Source organism: Tissierella pigra (assembly GCF_018917845.1).
Lineage (GTDB): Bacteria > Bacillota > Clostridia > Tissierellales > Tissierellaceae > Tissierella > Tissierella pigra.
In genome coordinates this window covers 2,660,068-2,673,340 of record NZ_JAHLPJ010000001.1, presented here as the reverse complement: position 1 = coordinate 2,673,340, position 13,273 = coordinate 2,660,068, and the positions used below count along the sequence as shown (strand labels likewise).

Here is a 13,273-nt window from a genome sequence, read left to right as displayed (position 1 = left end):
ATTAATTTAAAAATGTATAAAAATAACCAATTGGGAAATAATCATAAGTTTGCCTTTATAAAGTTAAGTAATATAAATCTTATTTCTGAATAAATTATATATATAAGTATTTGGAGGTGGAGATATGAAAAACAGGTATTATAAGAATGATATTAATATTACTATTAGGCTGTTAATAGTTCTATGTGTAGCATTAGTTTTTTTAGTATATATTACTGTTAAAACTACAGGAAATATTGCTACAGTATTTGCTCCAACTAAAGAATTACCAATATACAGTGTAGAGACACCAGATAAAAAAATTAGTATTAGTTTTGATGCAGCTTGGGGTGATGAATATACTAATGAAATATTGGATACACTAGACAAATATAAAATAAAGAGTACGTTTTTTTTAGTTGATTTTTGGGTTGAAAAGTTTCCAGAGCATGTAAAAGAAATTGCAAAAAGGGGTCATGATGTTGAAAATCATTCAACAACTCATCCTAACATGAGTCAATTAAGTGAAGAAAAGATAGCAGAAGAATTAAATACCGTAGGGAAAAAAATAGAAGATTTGACAGGAAAAAAACCTACTTTATTTAGACCTCCATTTGGAGATTATAATGATTTAGTAATACAGACGGCTAGAAAAAATGGATACTATACCATTCAATGGGATGTAGATTCCCTAGACTGGAAAGAATTTGGAGTTCAGCCAGTAGTAGACAGAGTAACTAGAAATGTAAGAAATGGTTCTATTGTATTGTTTCATAATAATGCAAAGTATATAAAAGAATATTTGCCTTTAGTCATAGAAAGGTTACAAGAAGACGGCTATGAAATTGTTCCTATTTCCGAATTAATATATAAAGAAAATTTTATAATGGATAATACGGGAAGACAGATTTTACAAAAATAAAGGATGATTGAGGGAGATATATGAAAGAGCAAAAGATAATAGTAATTGGAGTAATAGAAGAGATAAAAAATAGAATAAGCTTTCAACTACTAAAAGAAATCCTTAGTAAATTTCAATATAAAACTTTATATACAAATAGTTCTGAAAATATAATAATATTAAATAAAGGATATAGTAATATTCTTTTATTAGATATAAAAGAGGAACTAATATCTTCCATAAGAAATATGGATATTAAATTTAATATAATTATTCATACATTTCTAAACACAAAGAGTTATGAAGATCATAATACTAAAAATATATTCAATAATTCAGAATATATAATTGTAAACTGTGATGAAGAAAACTGGAATCGTTTACTAGAAAATAACCTAAAGTCAATAATTATAAGTTATGGTTTCAATAATAAGGCAAGTATAAATATTTCTAGTTATAATATTGACGATATAATAGAAGGGAATATATGCTTTCAAAGGGAAATCAAAACCATAAATGGAAATATAATAGAACCCTATGAATTGCCTATAAAGATTAATTCTAGAGATAAACTTGATATATATGGTGTTATAGCAACTATTACTACTAGTTTGTTAATGGATATAGATATATTTTCTCTAAAGGATTTTACCAGATTTTATATTAACAAAAGTATAAAATAAAAGGAATTTAAATAAATTTGAGTTTTTTTTAACAAAAATTATAAAAAAAGAAGGATTTTTTAAATCTATGTCTAATAATAGATATATACAAATGATAAATTTGATATATCTATTATTTTTTATTCATATTGTTTTATCTACTGGAATATATTAGATATAGATTTAAAAAACATAGGAATAGAGGGGGACATTAGTAATGATTGATAAGACTGTAGAAACAAATATTGTAAGATTAGTTGGGAAAGTGGCAAGCGACAAGAGTTTTAGTCATGAGATGTATGGAGAAGGATTTTATAATCTAGATATTGAAGTACCTAGATTAAGTGATTCTGTAGACATTCTTCCAATAACGGTTTCAGAAAGACTTATGGTAGATATAGACTTATCTATTGGACAATATGTTATAATAGAAGGACAATTAAGGTCTTATAACAGATATATTGACAATAGCAATAGGTTAGTATTAACCATATTTACAAAAGAAATCTATATACCAGAGGAAGAAGAATTGGAAGAGGCATTGAGAAAACCCAATGAAATTTATTTAGATGGGTATATATGTAAGAAGCCAATCTATAGAACTACTCCTTTTGGAAGAGAGATAACAGATGTTTTAATAGCAGTAAACAGATCATATAATAAGTCTGACTATATACCATCTATTGCTTGGGGAAGAAATGCAAGATTTTGTGAAAAGATGTTAGTAGGAGATCATATTAAACTTTGGGGGAGAATTCAAAGCAGGGAATATCAGAAGAAACTTCCTAATGGAGAATTGGAAAGAAGGATCGCATTTGAAGTATCTGTGTCAAAGCTAGAGTATGTTGAAAATGATAATAATAGATTGGAACTATGTGAAGAAGAAGCTTAAGGTACAAACTGAAAGGATAAGATAATTTATGGATACAAAATTCATATTTAGTGCTATAATATTGATAATATTAGTAAGTCTTCAATATACACTTAATCTTATATTAAGGGAAATTAGGGATATAAGAAAAATTCTATTAAGAAGTTCAAACTATATTAACTTAGGAGAAAGGAGAGAATAATTTGGAAGGCAACAAAAGAGAAAGAACCCTTTATAGTAGAGAAAGTATAGCTACTCGTGTTAAAGAATTAGGAGAAATCATATCTAAAGAATATAATAATAAAAATTTAATAGTGGTATCATTACTTAGAGGTAGTTTTATTTTTGCTTCAGATTTAGTCAGGGAAATATCCATACCTGTTGAAGTTGATTTCATGACAACTGCAAGTTATGGACATAATGAGGTATCCTCAGGCAATGTGGAAATTGTACATGATATAAGAGCGGATGTAGAGGGGAAAGATGTTTTAATCGTAGATGATATTATTGACTCTGGATATACACTAAAGAAAGTAAAGGAAACTTTAGGTCTAAAAAATCCAAACTCAGTAAAGATTTGTGTAATGTTAGATAAACCTAGTAGAAGAAAGGTAGACTTAGAACCTGACTTTGTAGGTTTTAGTATACCAGATGTTTTTATAGTAGGATATGGACTTAATTACGGAGACCATTATAGAAATATCCCATATATATTTACTTTTGATTAAACAATTCACCTACAGAAATTACTCTGTAGGTGAATTGTTATTTAATTTTTATCCTTTAGGAATAAAAGAAGGGGTTCTTCCTAATAATAAGTTTAGGAGGGATAAATATGAAGAAGAAAAGAGAAAAAAAGAAAAAGATAGAAACTCTAGAGGATAAATTAAAGTATGAAATAGCAGAAGAACTAGGACTAACAGATAAGATAAATGATGTAGGCTGGGGAGGATTAACTGCTAAAGAATCAGGCAGAATAGGTGGCTTAATTACTGTTAGAAAAAGAGAAATGAACAAAACTACTGAAGAAAAGAAAGAATAAATAACAAAAAGGGGGACGAAAATGGATATTTATAATAGATTTGCTAATATCTATGATGAATTAATGATAGATTTTAATTATGAAGATTGGTTTAATTACATAGAAAAAATATTTAAAAAATATAATAGAGAACCAAAAAAAATTCTTGAAATGGCTTGTGGAACTGGAAATCTTTCATATTATCTTGCAAAGCGAGGGTATAGATTAACCTGTTTTGATTTATCCTCAGACATGCTATCTAGAGCTTATGATAAACTTAGAAAATTTAAAAACGTAAGATTGATGAATCAGAACATGATTAATTTTAATTTAAATGAGTCTTTTGATTCAATTATATCCATATGCGATAGTATAAATTACATAACAGAAAAAGAAGATTTACTGAAAGTCTTTAGAAATGTATGGAATCATTTAGAAGATAATGGTATATTTATATTTGATATTAACTCTCATTATAAGTTGAAACATATAATAGGGAATAATACTTTTATAGAAGATAGAGAAGATGTATTTTATTCTTGGCAAAACTACTATGATGACAGTGAAGAAATCTGTGAATTTTATTTAACTTTTTTCTGTAGTAATGATGGGGAGTGTTTTGAAAGATTTGATGAAGAACATAAGGAAAAGGCCTATAAGGAAGATGAAATAATAGAATTACTTAAAGAAGCTGGATTTAAAACCATAGATTCTTTTGAAGCTTTTGGGTTTGAGAAAATAAGAAAAGAAACTGAAAGAATAAACTTTATTGCTATAAAATAATTATATACTTAGGAGGACTGGAATGAAGGATTATTTAATAAGAGGCATAGATAAAAAAGGAAACATAAGAATATTTGTAGCGGCTACTACGAACATGGTAGAGGATGCAAGAGTTGCTCACAATACTTCTCCAACGGCTACTGCAGCTTTAGGTAGAGCGTTAACTGCAGGTGCTATGATGGGAGTGATGATGAAGAATGAACAGGATAGATTAACTTTAAAGATAGCTGGAGATGGACCACTAGGAACCATTATGATAGTATCAAATAATCAAGGTATAATTAAAGGATATGTGGATAATCCTTATGCTGATGTTCAAACTAGAGAAATAGATGGTAAATTAGATGTAGGTAAACTTGTAGGTCATAATGGTACAATTACAACTATTATGGATTTAGGTCTTAAAGACCCCTATATAGGGCAATCTAATTTAGTATCTGGTGAAATAGCAGAAGACTTAGCAGCCTATTATGCAATATCAGAACAACAGCCTTCAGCAGTAGGTTTAGGAGTATTAGTAGATAAAGATATTTCTGTAAGAGCGGCAGGCGGATATATAATACAACTATTGCCTAATGTGTCCGATGAAGATATAACTAAAATAGAAGAAACCTTAAGTAAAATGGAACCAGTATCAACTTTAATAGATAAGGGATTATCGCCAGAAGATATAATGAATGAGTTATTAGAAGGATTTGAGATGGAAGTATTAGATAAAGTAGAAATAAAATACTCCTGTGATTGCTCAATAGAAAGGCTTGAAAGGATTTTGACTAGTATAGGAAAAGACGAAATAAGAGCCATTATAGATGAGGATGGAGAAGCAGAAATGGTATGCCACTTCTGTAATACAAAGTATCATTTTTCAAAAGAAGAATTGGAAGAACTAATAGTTGACAAATAATAGAAATTAATATATACTTGGTATTGTTGTGATTAGCAAAGTGAAAGCTTTGCTTTCAAATTTGCCCGGATAGCTCAGTCGGTATAAGCAGGGGACCAAAATCGTGATTTTCGATTTTGTGTACCTCGCTTAGTCCTTGATGAACATATTCGGCAGAAGGTATCTGTATCATCTGCTAATAATTTAGCTTAATTTGCCCGGATAGCTCAGTCGGTAGAGCAGTAGACTGAAAATCTACGTGTCGCTGGTTCGATTCCGGCTTCGGGCACCATGTAGTATTTTATGGTATAGAGTCTAGAAAGCCAAATTTTACAAAAAAGTTTCAATAAAGTATTGACTTATTTAGGAACCTATGCTATCATAGTAAAGGTAATATCTCTTGCGGAAATGGCTCAGTGGTAGAGCATCGCCTTGCCAAGGCGAGGGTCGCGAGTTCGAATCTCGTTTTCCGCTCCATATTTTATAAAGCCCTAAGTACTTAGGGCTTTATATTTGGCGGCATAGCCAAGTGGTAAGGCAGAGGTCTGCAAAACCTTTACTCCCCAGTTCAAATCTGGGTGCCGCCTCCAAATAATATTTATAAGATTTAGAACAGATTGGATTTTCCAATCTGTTCTATTTTTATTCTAAACAAAAATACTTTATATAAATAAACTTTCTTTGAGTATGAAGTTTATTTATATAAAAGCCACTCTAACCAATACTAAAAGACCCATAGTGTTATAGTATTATGTATTTATAATAAGATTATATAGTATTTTTTGTTTTTAATTGCAAGAAAGTGTTGAACGATTATTGAATAATTATAGTTTACTTTATGGTAAAATATATTTATGAAAGGGGGATAATTATATGGGTAGTAAATTAAAGAAGATGTTCTTAATTTTTTGTCTTAGCTGTGTAGCTCTAATGCAAATTGCACCTATGATTAGTTATGCAAATCCAGGACCACCTGCAAGAGAAGAAGAGGGTGGTGGAAGCAAGCCTAAGCCACCTTGGCAAGATCCAGACAAGCCACATCCTATAGGACCGTAACAAAGTTATATTTAAATACTCCTTTCCTATTTGTGTGTTATTTTTACACTTGATGGAAAGGAGTATTTGTTATATATAACACATTGATTAAAGAAAAATCTTTAGCATTTCTTATTGTGGAGTTAAAAAAACACCTATCTTATGATTTTATAAATTCTTATTTATGTAGAATTTACGTTCAGATATAAATTAATAAAGGAAACCTTCCTAAAGTGTTAAAAAGTTTATTAGATTAAGAACTTAATCCTAATCTTTTTTCTGAATATATTTATTAAAAGCAGAAAATATTATATAATAATAAGGTGTAAAATAGAGAACAAGAAATTAACTATATTTAAGACTGCTATTAAATATTAGAGAATTAAATTTGGAGTTTATATAGAACTGCAAAGTTTTTCTTTCAGTTTAAATCCATATAAGGATTCCAGATTATCTCTGAGACTAAATCTCAGAGATTTTTTTTCTTTGAAAATTTAAGGAGGACAATATATGAATCCTTTTATTCCAAAATATATGGCTGATGTAGTCATTGTAGATAGAAGAATAGATGAAGAAATTGAAAATAATTTAAAAAAATTGGGATTGAAAATAATAAAAACTATAAAATGTAATGAAGTTCATGAGAGTATTTCGTATCATCCAGATATTGTAATTCATCCATTGAATCACAATACTTTAGTTATAGCTCCAAATGTATTTGACTATTATAAGGAAGAGTTAAAAGGTACAGGTATAAAATTAATTAAAGGAGAAAAATATTTGGGTTGTAAATATCCTGACGATATTGCATATAATGTAGGGAGACTTTCAAGAATTGCAATTCATAATTTTAAATACACAGATAATGTCTTGAAATTTTATTTAAAAAAAGAAAATATAGAGTTTATAAATGTAAAGCAAGGATATAGCAAATGTTCCCTAGCTGTAGTTGGAGAAGATTCAGCAATAACTTCCGATTATCCTATGTATAAAAGATTAACTGATTTAGGATATAAAATTTTACTAGTTAATCCAGGAAATATTATATTAAAAGATCAAAATTATGGTTTCATAGGTGGAACAAATGGAAGTTTATACAATAAAAAATCTATTATATCTGGTACTTTAAATGAGCATCCTAATAAAACGGAAATTTTTAATTTTTTTTTGGATAATAGAGTAGAATTAATTTTTTTATCTCAAAAAACACTACTAGATATTGGTACGATTATTACTCTAAATTACCATTAGAGTAAGTCTTTATATTGTATATGTCTACTCTCTAAGTACATACTAGTAAAAGAAGGGAGTGATACAATGCAGGCTATAAAAATTGGTGGAAATCTAAAAAAAGATGAAGTACAAAATCTAATAAATAGGTATTTCTCCGATTCTAAAGTAACTATTAGAGAAGAAGACTATCAAGAAAGGTATGAATTTGAATTTACTTTAAATAATAAAAGAAATATAGAAGATATTGCTTTTTATAGAGCGATAGCTAATTTAATTCAAGATATTATTTTGGAAATATATATTAAACCTATAATTATAGATAGAGTATTAAAAATATGTGGTAACTATTCTTCTGCTGATAAAGAAATAATATTTGCCTCTGCTCATTCAACTATATTGAACCAAAATTATTATATAAAAGAAAAAAATAAAATTAATGAAGAAATTCTTAACCATATAATTGAAAATAACCATATAATAATAGATGGATTTATGAATTTTAGATTACGAAGATATATATATATACTTGATATTTCAATTGAAAAATCCATAGGAGAATTTGAAGTGGAAAAGGAATATCAAGAGTTTATGAATATGCTTAAATATTTTGTAGATGTACAGGAACCAAAATATGAGTTAGTTAATGTAATAATTAAAAATAATGATTATTTTCTGCTGGATCAGGACAATAATATAATAGAAAACGGTTTGTTAGAGTATACACCAGAAGAAGAATTTTATAAGGATATAAGTAAAGCTGATCTTTTAGTAAGTTCCTTAATAGTGATTTCTCCTTTAAAAATAAAGATTCATATTGAAGAAGGAGAAGAAGAGGAATTAATTTCAGTAATCTCAAAAGTATTTGGAGATAAAATAGAATTTTGTCATGGATGTGAAAAATGTGAAATAAAGACTAAAGTTAAAAAAGGCAAGTGAAGAAGTTGATTTAATCAACTTCTTTTTCTTTAAAAATAATTGGAAATAATAGTTTTATCTGTTATTATAATAATAAAAGATACATATGGAGGTATATTATGAGTAAAGATATAGTTAAGCCATCAATTTTACCAGGATTTATGGAATTAACACCAGAAGATCAGATTTTATTTAATAAAATGTTAGATACAATTAGAAGAAATTATGAAAAGTTTGGATTTCTTCCAATAGATACTCCTGTAATAGAAAAAACAGAGGTACTTTTAGCTAAAGGTGGTGGAGAAACGGAAAAACAAATCTATAGATTTGAAAAAGGAAGTACAGATATGTCTTTAAGATTCGATTTAACTGTACCTTTAGCAAGATATGTAGCTCAACACTATTCAGAGTTAAGCTTTCCATTTAGAAGATACCACGTAGGAAAGGTATATAGGGGAGAAAGAAATCAAAAAGGTAGATTTAGAGAATTTTATCAATGTGATATAGATATTATAGGAAATGGTAGTCTTAATATAATAAATGATGCTGAAATTCCTTCTGTTATTTATTCTACTTTTAAAGATCTAGGATTTGATTCATTTACTATAATGATTAATAATAGAAAAGTTTTAAAAGGATTTTTCCAGAGTATAGATATTGAAGATTCCACCTTTGTACTTAGAGCCATAGACAAACTAGATAAAATAGGCATAGATGGTGTAGAAAAAGAATTAAAATCCTTAGATATTACAGATAATGCTATTCAAAGAATAAAAGAATTTATAAATATAAAAGGATCAAATGAGGAAGTATTAGAAGAATTAAACAATCTAGGAATTGATAATGAAGTATTCAAAGAGGGATTAGAAGAACTATTTGAAGTAAATAAGTATATTAATCTTTTTGGAGTACCAAAGGACAATTATAAAATAGATTTAACAATTGCTAGAGGATTGGATTATTATACTGGTACAGTCTATGAGACTTTCTTAGATGAATATCCTTCTATTGGTTCTGTTTGCTCTGGTGGTAGATATGATGATTTAGCCACACACTATACTAAGCAAAAATTACCAGGAGTGGGTATATCCATAGGATTTACTAGACTTTTCTATCAGCTAATGGAAGCTAAAATCATTAAATCAGAGGATAATTCCTTAACTAAAGTTTTAATTATTCCAATGGATGGATTTATAGATAATGGAGTAAAGGCTGCCAATGCTTTAAGAGAAGCTGGAATATATTCTCAAGTTTATGTAGATGGTGGAAAGATCGGTAAGATATTCAACTATGCAGATAAGTTAAATATTCCTTATGTCATAGTAATAGGACAGGAAGAGGCTGAAAACAATAGTTATTCTTTTAGAGATATGAAAACAGGGGAACAAAAAAATATTTCCATAGAAGAGGTAATCAAAAGTTTAAAATAGAAATATAATGGTATAATATAAATAATGATATGAGACAATACATTTGTGACAAGTAAATATGAAAAAAGGAAAGACCTCTGATATAATGTTGTTTACCATAACAAACAAAAATCGGAGGGATCTTTCCTTATGAAAACAATTATAACAGAAGAGATGAGATTTCGTCAAAGGGTAGTTAAATATGCAATTAAACATGATAATAATGCTAAGGCAGCTAGAAAATACCATACCAGCCGTCAGCAAGTTCAACGCTGGAGAAAAAGATATGATGGTGATGTAAAATCCTTGGCCAATAGAAGTACAAGACCAAAGTCACATCCTAATCAACATACTCAAGAAGAGTTAGATTTAATAAGATATAAGCATCGATACCATCAGCATGAAGGTTATGCACAGATATATCGTAAGTTAAGAGATGCAGGGTATAAAAGAACCTATGATTCTATGTGTAGACAGATAAGAAAAATGAAATTAAATGTAGCAAAGAAAAGAGTGAGCTATCCTAAATCTAACTATCATAAAAACCTTGCTACTTATCCAGGGGAAAGAGTACAAATAGATGTAAAGTATGTTCCAAATGAATGTATTGGCTTTGCAAGTAATCATAGCAGATACTACCAAATAACAGCTATTGATGAATATTCAAGAAAGAGATATTTAGAATTAGTTAATGAACTTAGCACATATAGTACATCTAACTTTTTAACACGATTAGAAGATAAATTAGGATTTAAAGTTGAATTGGTTCAAACTGATAATGGAATCGAATTTGTTAATGATCAAGATATTACAAATAAGAAAACTAGATTTGAAAAGTATTTAGAAAAGCTAGATATAAAACACAAACGTATTCGTCCATATTCACCATGGCAAAATGGTATAGTAGAGCGTAGTCATAGGATAGATAATGAATTATTCTACAGCAGAAGACGGTTTAGTAGCTATAAAGAAATGGAGAAGTCATTTAGAAGATATAGTAACAAATACAATAACATAGCAAGGAAAATTCTTAACTTTAAGACGCCAAATGAAATAGTTGAGGAGTACTTCTCTAAAAATGCTGCTTAAGATGGTATTACTAATAATTATTTAATCAAGGATCGCTATCGCTTTCCTCCTTGACAAAATAATTACTAGCAATTTAAGAAAACCACAGCATTATTCAGAGAAAATTTTTCAGAGGTCTGTGTCACATATGTTTGACTTCTCTAGAAAATATAATGGTATAATATAAATAATTGCTTGACATATATATTTGATAATGTTAGAATATTAAAAACATAAATTAATATTATAGGTATTGATGGGAAGAGTAGTATATTATTTGCTTTAAGAGAGAGGAAATCGTGGCTGAAAGTTTCCTCAAGATAAAGATATATGAAAACTACCCCTGAGCCGAATCCGTAATGGATGTCCGCTTTTTAGCGTTATATAAATTGAGAAGTAATTAGGGTGGAACCACGAATTTAACCTTTCGTCCCTATATGTATTTATTTACATGTAGGTATGAAAGGTTTTTTATTATTTAATACATTAAACATAATTGACATAGGTGAAATAACATTTTTAATTTGGAATTATTATTTAGACAATTATAGATTAGGAGGAATGGAAATGGAAAAGATAAAAATAACATTACCAGATGGTGCAGTTAGAGAATATGACAAAGGAGTATCTGTACTAGATATAACTAAAGATATATCTGAAGGGCTAGCAAGAGTAGCACTTGGAGCAGTGGTAAACAATGAAACAAAAGGGATGCAGGAGACTATAAATGAAGATTCAACATTTAGAGTAGTTAAGTTTGAAGATAAAGAAGGAAAAGCTATATTTTGGCATACATCAGCTCATATAATGGCTTTAGCAGTACAAAATTTATTTCCAGGAGTTAAATTTGCCATAGGACCTGCTATAGATAGTGGTTTCTATTATGATTTTGATACAGAACATAGATTTACTCCAGAGGATTTAGAAAAGATTGAAAATGAAATGGCTAGAATAGTTAAAGAAGGTCATATATTAGAAAGATTTGTAATGGATAGAAATGAAGCCTTAGAGTATTTTAAGGAAAAAGGAGAAGCATATAAAGTAGATTTAATTGAACATTTTCCAGAAGATGAAGAAATATCATTCTATACTTTAGGAGAATTCACTGATCTTTGTGCAGGACCTCATTTATATGATACTAAGAAGGTTAAGGCTATTAAGCTTTTAAGTATTGCAGGAGCATATTGGCGTGGAGACGAGAAAAATAAAATGCTTCAAAGAATTTATGGAACAACTTTTGAAAAGAAGAAGGATTTAGAAGAACATTTAAATAGATTAGAAGAAGCAAAGAAAAGAGATCATAGAAAATTAGGTAGAGAATTGGATTTATTCAGTATTCATGAGGAAGGACCAGGATTTCCATTCTTTCATCCAAAGGGAATGGTCATAAGAAATATATTAGAAAACTTTTGGAGAGATGAGCATACTAAGAGAGGCTATGGAGAAATAAAAACTCCTATTATATTAAATGAAGGCTTATGGCACCAATCAGGTCACTGGGATCATTATAAAGAAAATATGTATTTCACAGAAATTGATAAAGAAGATTATGCTATTAAACCTATGAACTGCCCAGGATCCATATTGACATATAAATCAAAGATGTATAGTTATAGAGATTTACCTCTTAGATTAGGTGAATTAGGATTAGTTCATAGACATGAATTATCAGGTGCATTGCATGGATTAATGAGAGTAAGGTCTTTTGTTCAAGATGATGCCCATTTATATACACTTCCTTCTCAAATTAAAGATGAATTAATAAATATAATAGATTTGGCTGACTATATGTACAATATATTTGGATTTAAATATCATATAGAATTATCCACTAGACCAGAAAATTCAATGGGAAGTGAAGAACAATGGGAAATAGCAACTAATGGTCTTATAGAGGCTTTAAAAGAAAGGGACATAGAATATATTGTAAACGAAGGTGATGGAGCATTCTATGGACCAAAAATTGACTTCCAATTAGAAGACGCCATAGGCAGAACTTGGCAATGTGGTACAATTCAGTTAGATTTCCAAATGCCAGAAAGATTCGACTTAACTTATGTAGATAAGGATAATGAAAAGAAAAGACCAGTAATGATTCATAGAACTATATATGGAAGTATGGAAAGGTTTATGGGAATATTAATAGAACACTATGCAGGTAAATTCCCAGTTTGGTTAGCTCCTGTACAGGCAACAATTCTTCCTATATCAGATAAATTTAATGATTATGCTTATGAAGTTAAAAAGTCAATGGAAAATAAGGGGATTAGAGTAGAGATCGATGATAGATCTGAAAAAATAGGATATAAAATAAGAGAAGCTCAGTTACAGCAGATACCTTATATGTTAGTGGTAGGTGAAAAAGAAGTAGAAGAACAATTAGTATCTGTAAGAAAAAGAGATGAGGGAGACAAAGGTCAAATTAAAGTTGAAGAATTTATATCTCAAGTAGTAGAGGAAGTAAAAGAAAAGAAATAGATAATAACTCCGACTTCTGTTATCAGAAGTCGGAG

At 28.9% G+C, this 13,273-nt stretch carries 13 protein-coding genes, 3 tRNA genes and 1 other annotated feature; all 16 genes read left to right on the top strand.

Going from position 1 to position 13,273, the window contains the following annotated elements; translation table 11 throughout:
- The first annotated feature begins 124 nt into the window (after positions 1-124).
- The 16 genes from KQI41_RS13155 (at position 125) to thrS (ending at position 13,238) form a co-directional block, all read left to right on the top strand.
- A complete protein-coding gene (locus tag KQI41_RS13155) occupies positions 125-901 on the top strand; it encodes a polysaccharide deacetylase family protein (RefSeq protein ID WP_216585463.1) in 777 nt (258 codons plus the stop codon).
- A gap of 20 nt (positions 902-921) precedes the next feature.
- Complete coding sequence (locus tag KQI41_RS13150) at positions 922-1,563, top strand: hypothetical protein (protein ID WP_154439833.1); 642 nt, start codon at positions 922-924, stop codon at positions 1,561-1,563.
- 196 nt (positions 1,564-1,759) lie between these two features.
- The gene (locus KQI41_RS13145) at positions 1,760-2,434 is read left to right on the top strand and encodes a single-stranded DNA-binding protein (RefSeq protein WP_154439834.1); all 675 of its coding nucleotides are present in this window, start codon (positions 1,760-1,762) and stop codon (positions 2,432-2,434) included.
- Between the two features lie 182 nt (positions 2,435-2,616).
- Positions 2,617-3,141 carry a hypoxanthine phosphoribosyltransferase gene (hpt, locus tag KQI41_RS13140; RefSeq protein WP_154439835.1) on the top strand — a complete coding sequence of 175 codons (525 nt, stop codon included), beginning with the start codon at positions 2,617-2,619 and terminating at the stop codon, positions 3,139-3,141.
- A 107-nt stretch (positions 3,142-3,248) separates the two neighbouring features.
- Complete coding sequence (locus KQI41_RS13135) at positions 3,249-3,455, top strand: alpha/beta-type small acid-soluble spore protein (RefSeq protein ID WP_154439836.1); 207 nt, start codon at positions 3,249-3,251, stop codon at positions 3,453-3,455.
- Between the two features lie 21 nt (positions 3,456-3,476).
- Complete coding sequence (locus tag KQI41_RS13130; protein WP_154439837.1) at positions 3,477-4,217, top strand: class I SAM-dependent DNA methyltransferase; 741 nt, start codon at positions 3,477-3,479, stop codon at positions 4,215-4,217.
- Between the two features lie 22 nt (positions 4,218-4,239).
- A complete protein-coding gene (gene hslO / locus KQI41_RS13125) occupies positions 4,240-5,121 on the top strand; it encodes an Hsp33 family molecular chaperone HslO (RefSeq protein WP_154439838.1) in 882 nt (293 codons plus the stop codon).
- 195 nt (positions 5,122-5,316) lie between these two features.
- Positions 5,317-5,392 (top strand) — tRNA-Phe (locus tag KQI41_RS13120).
- A gap of 110 nt (positions 5,393-5,502) precedes the next feature.
- Positions 5,503-5,577: transfer RNA gene (locus KQI41_RS13115), tRNA-Gly, on the top strand.
- Positions 5,578-5,615: 38 nt separating this feature from the next.
- Positions 5,616-5,690 (top strand) — tRNA-Cys (locus KQI41_RS13110).
- A gap of 283 nt (positions 5,691-5,973) precedes the next feature.
- Positions 5,974-6,156, top strand: a complete 183-nt coding sequence (locus KQI41_RS13105) for a hypothetical protein (protein ID WP_154439839.1) — start codon at positions 5,974-5,976, stop codon at positions 6,154-6,156.
- 489 nt (positions 6,157-6,645) lie between these two features.
- A complete protein-coding gene (locus KQI41_RS13100) occupies positions 6,646-7,386 on the top strand; it encodes a DUF6873 family GME fold protein (RefSeq protein WP_154439840.1) in 741 nt (246 codons plus the stop codon).
- Positions 7,387-7,452: 66 nt separating this feature from the next.
- Complete coding sequence (gene ytxC / locus KQI41_RS13095) at positions 7,453-8,304, top strand: putative sporulation protein YtxC (RefSeq protein ID WP_154439841.1); 852 nt, start codon at positions 7,453-7,455, stop codon at positions 8,302-8,304.
- Positions 8,305-8,402: 98 nt separating this feature from the next.
- Positions 8,403-9,713, top strand: coding sequence for a histidine--tRNA ligase (gene hisS / locus KQI41_RS13090; RefSeq protein WP_154439842.1), 1,311 nt, complete (start codon positions 8,403-8,405; stop codon positions 9,711-9,713).
- Between the two features lie 129 nt (positions 9,714-9,842).
- Positions 9,843-10,781, top strand: coding sequence for a DDE-type integrase/transposase/recombinase (locus tag KQI41_RS13085; RefSeq protein ID WP_216584566.1), 939 nt, complete (start codon positions 9,843-9,845; stop codon positions 10,779-10,781).
- A 223-nt stretch (positions 10,782-11,004) separates the two neighbouring features.
- Positions 11,005-11,198: a binding site (T-box leader), on the top strand.
- 129 nt (positions 11,199-11,327) lie between these two features.
- Positions 11,328-13,238 carry a threonine--tRNA ligase gene (gene thrS, locus KQI41_RS13080; RefSeq protein ID WP_216585462.1) on the top strand — a complete coding sequence of 637 codons (1,911 nt, stop codon included), beginning with the start codon at positions 11,328-11,330 and terminating at the stop codon, positions 13,236-13,238.
- Positions 13,239-13,273 lie beyond the last annotated feature (35 nt).